This window comes from Pseudanabaena sp. 'Roaring Creek' (genome assembly GCF_001402795.1).
Classification (GTDB): Bacteria; Cyanobacteriota; Cyanobacteriia; order Pseudanabaenales; family Pseudanabaenaceae; genus Pseudanabaena.
Map to the genome: position 1 here is coordinate 1 of NZ_LIRE01000667.1, position 5,888 is coordinate 5,888.

At 47.1% G+C, this 5,888-nt stretch carries 5 protein-coding genes; 4 read left to right on the forward strand and 1 reads right to left on the reverse strand.

Translation table 11 applies throughout. The features are described from left to right. The first annotated feature begins 231 nt into the window (after positions 1-231). The 4 genes from AC805_RS18105 to menD all read left to right on the forward strand — a co-directional run bounded on the left by AC805_RS18105 (position 232) and on the right by menD (position 4,572). Positions 232-1,281, forward strand: coding sequence for a hypothetical protein (locus AC805_RS18105; RefSeq protein ID WP_055076682.1), 1,050 nt, complete (start codon positions 232-234; stop codon positions 1,279-1,281). Further along, complete coding sequence (gene ruvA / locus AC805_RS18110; RefSeq protein WP_055076683.1) at positions 1,278-1,922, forward strand: Holliday junction branch migration protein RuvA; 645 nt, start codon at positions 1,278-1,280, stop codon at positions 1,920-1,922. The genes AC805_RS18105 and ruvA overlap by 4 nt, the downstream gene beginning before the upstream one ends. Positions 1,923-2,158: 236 nt before the next feature. Then, a complete protein-coding gene (locus AC805_RS18115; protein WP_055076686.1) occupies positions 2,159-2,773 on the forward strand; it encodes a nucleoside triphosphate pyrophosphatase in 615 nt (204 codons plus the stop codon). Then, positions 2,770-4,572, forward strand: a complete 1,803-nt coding sequence (gene menD / locus AC805_RS18120; protein ID WP_055076684.1) for a 2-succinyl-5-enolpyruvyl-6-hydroxy-3-cyclohexene-1-carboxylic-acid synthase — start codon at positions 2,770-2,772, stop codon at positions 4,570-4,572. The genes AC805_RS18115 and menD overlap by 4 nt, the downstream gene beginning before the upstream one ends. Positions 4,573-4,729: 157 nt before the next feature. Here the strand turns inward: menD and thiO are convergent, their stop codons facing one another. Further along, positions 4,730-5,761, reverse strand: a complete 1,032-nt coding sequence (gene thiO, locus AC805_RS18125) for a glycine oxidase ThiO (protein WP_055076685.1) — start codon at positions 5,759-5,761, stop codon at positions 4,730-4,732. Positions 5,762-5,888 lie beyond the last annotated feature (127 nt).

A 5,888-nucleotide genomic window follows, 5' to 3' on the forward strand; every position in this document is an offset into this window, starting at 1 on the left:
CAAAACCAGAGAGCATACCGCCCGCGTACTGGGCGGTATGCTCTTTTAGGTTTTAAGTTTACTTCTGCTTAGCTACTTATACGTATTAAATACATAATTTGTCTTTTTTACTGTCGTAATTGTCGTAATTGTCATGATGTTTATTCCTGTTATGAAAATTAATGATACAAAAAACAAATTTTTGAGATAAAATTTGATATTAGATAAAATTCTTGGTGTGAAGGGTAAGTCATGAGTCAGGCAGGATTTGGCGATTCATCATCACAGGCGAGCATTAGTCCATCGATTCCAGAACCGCAAACCCCGCTTCAAAGCGTATCTTCCAATGTACTGGGTGAGCCAACCACTCTGTTTAATGCTCTGCCAAGACAGGTTTTAGAGCAAGAGCTCCAGTTTTGCAACGAGCGCAGTCAGCAAGCGCAGGTTTTGCTTCGGCAGGCGCAAGAGCAGTTGCAACTGTCCCAGTTAGTGATCCAAAGGCAAGAAACTCTGACCCAAACCCTTCAGTCGCGGATTGACCAACTCGAACGCGAGCTACAGGATGCCCACATAAATTGTGACGAGCTGCGCGATCGCCTCAAGCGCCAACAACACCATACTTCACAACTAAAAGCGGCTCTCGAACGCTGCCTTGATACCTCGACACCTGCTCCTAACGATATGGCACTCTCTGCCCTTGAGTCTTGGTCGGTTGCCAAGCTTGCTGATGAGAAAATATCCCCAGTTGAAGCGATCGGTGATTCGGCATTACAAAATGTCGTCAAAATCGTACCCGTGCCTCAGCAAATTGCGCTAGATGCCTCTCAAGAAATTGACTCTGTAGTCGAGTCTGAAACCATCGATCGATCTTCGTCATTATCATCCCTGCCTCCCAAGAGTCAGCCCATTTCTCCCCTGATTGTTAGACCTCACAAAGCCTCTCAGGGGTCGCCTATTGCTCCGAATTTGCCTGCATTACACGCTGTTCAAGCCGCAGAGTCTAAAGAGACAAGGACGGTTAATTGGCGGGTTGAGTCTCAAACTGCTTCACAAACTGGGCTAGATCGAAATAATATTGGTGACGCATCGCTTGCTTCTTCATCTGCCTTGACTAATGCCTCGGTCGTTTCTACCGTGGCAACGCCAAGGTTTATTCAAGCTTTGTATGGCAATCCCAATAATCTTGTGAATCCAGAAATGCAGGATTCCGAACAGCTCTCGATCGCTAATTCTAGTCGTAAAGCTGTGACTTCCCTAGCGGCCGTGCAACTGCCCCAGTTCCCACCATTACCACGCCGATGATTGGGTTTCTCCGTGGTGCGATCGCAGCTTGTAAAGCCGCAGAGAGTTCTCGAAAAAATACGCCTTCCTATTGGCTTACCCTTGATGTGCAAGGGGTGGGCTACGATATGCAGATTACGGCTAGTGCTGCGGGTAAGTTGCCACCTGTGGGCGAACAGACACAGGTATTTACCCATTTGATTGTCCGTGAAGATCAAATGGTCTTGTTTGGATTTCCTACTCTCGCTGAACGCGAATTGTTTCGCCAATTAATTAGTGTTTCAGGGATTGGCACTCAAGTTGGTTTGGCTTTATTAAATAGTCTCGGAATTCAAGATCTGGTTAAGGCGATCATTTCGGGCAATACGCGAGTTTTGAGCTTAACTCCTGGGGTGGGGACTAAAACTGCTGAGAGGCTTGCTTTAGAACTAAAAACAAAGCTTGCCGATGGGCGATTGGCTCAGGTTGGCACTACGCGATCGCTAGGTAGCATCTTAAGTGTGGCGTTACAAGAAGAATTAGAAATGACATTACTAGCTCTCGGTTATACGCCTACGGAAATTAGCAATGCCCTCAATGCGATCGTGGGGTTACCAGTTCTGGCGAAAACTCAGGATATTGAGGCATGGATTAAAGAGGCGATCGCTTGGTTGTCTCGGTAAAATGGGGCATTGCTTAAGGTGAGTTCGGGATAATTTGAAACGGGCTTTGAGAAAGGGTTTGCTACGCAAACCCTTTCTCAAAGCCTCAAGTAAAAGCCTTGCTACGCAAGGCTTTTACTTGGGGCTTTGAAAATTTGTCAGCTTAACCCGAACTGACGTTAAAAATACGCTAGGGTAGAGGGGAGAGCAGTTACTACCAATTACAAATTTCTGTCTTGTTTACCCTGTTAGCTCCTATGTCCCATCCCATTTTTGTCCTCGCTTCCGCATCTCCTACTCGCAAGAGCATTTTAGAAAATGCAGGTATCAAACCAATTATCCGAGTTAGTCACTTTGACGAAGATGCGATTCAGGTGAGCGATCCGATGTCCTTGGTGCTGACCCTAGCACAGTGCAAGGCAAAGGCGATCGCCGCCGAATTTACAGGACAGAATGCACTAATTATGGGCTGTGACTCGATCATGTATCTTAACGGCATAATTTACGGTAAACCTGACTCCAAAGAAATCGCGATCGCCACATGGCAAAAGATGCGGGGTAACTATTGCGAACTCTATACGGGACATTGTTTGATTGATGCCAAGACTCAACGTTCGGCGATGCGCTATGGCGTGACTAAAGTATATTTTGCGGATGCTACGGATGCAGAAATTGTGAGCTATGCCGAATCTGGCGAACCCCTGTGCTGTGCAGGATGCTTCACGATGGAAAAGATGGGCGGCTTACTTATTGAAAAGATCGAAGGCTGTCATACCAATGTGTTGGGATTGAGTTTGCCAATTTTGCGGCAACTTTTAGGGGAACTGGGTTATAGCATTCAGTTTAGTGCTAATGGAACTGCAATCCGATGAATAGCGCCAATCGCAATACAGTCTGGGCAAGCATCGTTGCTGAAGAACTCTATCGGTCGGGAGTGCGGACAATATGTATTTCCCCTGGATCGCGATCTACGCCACTGGTAATTGCTTTCGCCGAGATGCGCGATCGCTTCCCCGACTTGCAGCTTTTGGTACATATTGACGAGCGATCGAGTAGCTTCTTTGCCCTAGGCTTAGCCAAGGTGCAAAGGTCTCCTGTCGCCCTTCTTTGTACTTCGGGCACAGCCGCCGCCAACTATTATCCTGCCATTATTGAGGCTTACTATAGCCGCATTCCCCTAGTCGTCTTAACTGCCGATCGCCCCCCTGAAATGCGCGATTGTGGTTCGGGACAAACGATCGATCAAATAAATATTTATGGAAAATATGTGCGTTACTTCTTTGAAGTAGGCACGCCTGAGATTATGGGGTTGCGTCTGCGTTATCTGCGATCGCTCCTTAGCCGTAGCGTGAGTATGGCGCTCGGCAAAGGTGACGAGCCCGCAGGGGCAGTGCATCTTAACTTTCCCTTTCCCGATCCGATGCCACCGATTCCCGTTCCTGAAGATATACCCGAAGATCTAGAACTTAGCAGTCCCGAAGCGGTATTTGGGAATCCATCGGGCGGAGCCTATAGTCAAGTGATGACAGGAATGCGATCGTTGGGTATGGATGCGATCGCCACCATTGCTAATCAAATTATCAGCCATCCTCATGGGGTGCTTGTCGTGGGCGTATACGACTCACCACCAGAATTTTTAGAGGTTGTACGCCGTCTGGCAAGAGCGACGGGCTATCCCTTACTGATTGAAGCCACAGGAGCAAGTCGTCATAATGAGATCGGACATTACGATAGCTTTTTGCGATCGACAAACTTCTGTAACACCCATGTTCCGCAAATGGTAATTCGCTTTGGCGCAATGCCTACTTCCAAAAGCTATCTCGTCTGGTTACAGAAACATATTAACTGTCAACAAATCGTTGTCGGTAGCACCAATAGCGATCCCACCCATGGCATTACCCAATCGCTCAATGTCCATCCCGTCAACTTTTGCGAACAATTAGCCTATTACTTAGAGAACTATGCCCAGCCCATGTGGCAAGACAAGCAATGGCGATTAGATTTTGAACTAGCCGAAAGCATTACTGAAGATGTAATTAGTAAATCTCTCGCCACGATTGACGAATTGTTTGATGGGAAGGTTTATGCGGAACTTGCCGAACTGCTTCCCGCGCATACCTATATTTATGTGGCAAGTAGTACCCCTATCCGCGATCTGGATACATTTTTCCATAGCGATCGCCCCATTACGGTCTTAGCCAATCGCGGCGCTAATGGCATCGATGGAACTCTATCGAGTGCTCTCGGTGCGGCATGGGGATGCGATCGCCCCATGCTCCTGATCTGTGGCGATCTTGCCTTCTACCACGATCTCAATGGACTGCTCGCCGCCAAAAAATACCCTATTTCCCTCACCGTAATTCTCTTAAATAACGATGGTGGCGGTATTTTCGATCTATTGCCCATTTCTCAATTCGAGGATACCTTTGAGGAATTCTTCGGTACGAGTCATGCCCTAGATTTTGCGCCGATCGTCTCCGCCTATAATTGCGAACATATCCTCATTAAAGATTGGCAAGATTTTCGCAATTCCGTAACTAATTCTTTAAATAGCCAAGGAACGCAAGTTTTAGAGATAAAAAGCGATCGCAAACGCAATAAAGAACTCCATTTTGCCATTTGGGATCGGGTCATCGAAAGTTGCGATCGCCAATTTATGCCACCTCACTAAGTGGCTAGGCATAATTAAAAACCAAAACCTAAAGAGAGTAACGCCCGCGTAGCGGGCGTTGCTCTCTTTAGGTTTTGGTTTTTAATACCAATTCATGAAAGTGTGATACCAAAGCTCAAAATGGCGTAGCCATTTTGAGCTTTGGTATCACTTGGTATTATTGCAAATAGATAGAATCAGTGATGCCATCAATGATCGATTCGGCAATGAGTTTCGCTGTGATTGGTGCAAAAAGGATTCCATTCCGATAATGTCCCGTTGCTAAAATGAGATTCTCGTAATCGCTAGATCCTAAAATCGGAATTTCATTGGGAGCGTGAGGTCGAAATCCCCACCATGTTTCGGTGATTGGCATATTGGCGATCGCAGGATAAACCGCGATCGCTCGGTTTAATAACTGAGCAATACCTGCGGCATTGTTGCCCTGATCAAAACCCACATCTTCAACCGTTGCCCCAATCACGATCGTTCCATCTTGGCGTGGCACGATATAGCAATTGGGGGCATAAATTACGCTCTGCAATTTGCGATCGCGATCAAACACTGAAAGCATCTGTCCCTTAATGGGCTTAATTGGTAAAGGCAATAGCGATCGCGTCCATGCCCCTGTGGCTAGCACATAGCGATCGCTGTGCAATTTACCCGCACTCGTATCGAGGTGCGTGACGCGATGGCTGTCGCGGACGATTTGATAAACCGTTGTGCCTTCAAGGATTTTAATCGAGAGCGATCGCGCCGCCCCTAATAAAGCTTTGGCAAGCTGCCGATTATTGACCTGACCATCTTCAGGCAACCAGAGCGCACCTAAAATCGATTCCCCTAACCCAGATTGACGCTGACGGGATTCTTCAAGACTGATATATTGGGGATGTTTGGTGATGGCTTGGCGATCGCTTTCCGAGAGAACTGGGGCAAGCATCCCACAACACCAATAACCGCAATCTTGTCCTGATAACCGCATTAAGTTCGCAATCCATTGGGGGTACATATCGCGGCTTCGGATACCAAAACTTAAGAGATCTCCTTCTAATTTTTCTGCCTCAGGGGCAAGCATTCCCGCCGCCGCCCAAGTTGCTCCGCGTCCGCAGAGTTCCCGCTCAACGATCGTAACCGTTGCTCCCTTTTGCGAAAGGGCGATCGCTGTCGCCAGCCCAATAACACCACCACCAATCACTAAAACATCAGTCATTTCATTTTATCCTTCTATTTCACTAGAAATTGACATAGGGTTTACATTTATCTCTAAACCTATTTCATCCTTCAAATTTAGGACTTACATATTGGATAGATGTGGCGCGGGCTTTGCCCGCGCCACA

Excerpts from the sequence above, each read along its gene's own strand:
- ruvA (WP_055076683.1), top strand. The coding sequence starts at position 1,278 with ATGATTGGGTTTCTCCGTGGTGCGATCGCAGCTTGTAAAGCCGCAGAG.
- menD (WP_055076684.1), top strand. The coding sequence starts at position 2,770 with ATGAATAGCGCCAATCGCAATACAGTCTGGGCAAGCATCGTTGCTGAA.
- AC805_RS18105 (WP_055076682.1), top strand. The coding sequence starts at position 232 with ATGAGTCAGGCAGGATTTGGCGATTCATCATCACAGGCGAGCATTAGT.
- thiO (WP_055076685.1), bottom strand. The coding sequence starts at position 5,761 with ATGACTGATGTTTTAGTGATTGGTGGTGGTGTTATTGGGCTGGCGACA.
- AC805_RS18115 (WP_055076686.1), top strand. The coding sequence starts at position 2,159 with ATGTCCCATCCCATTTTTGTCCTCGCTTCCGCATCTCCTACTCGCAAG.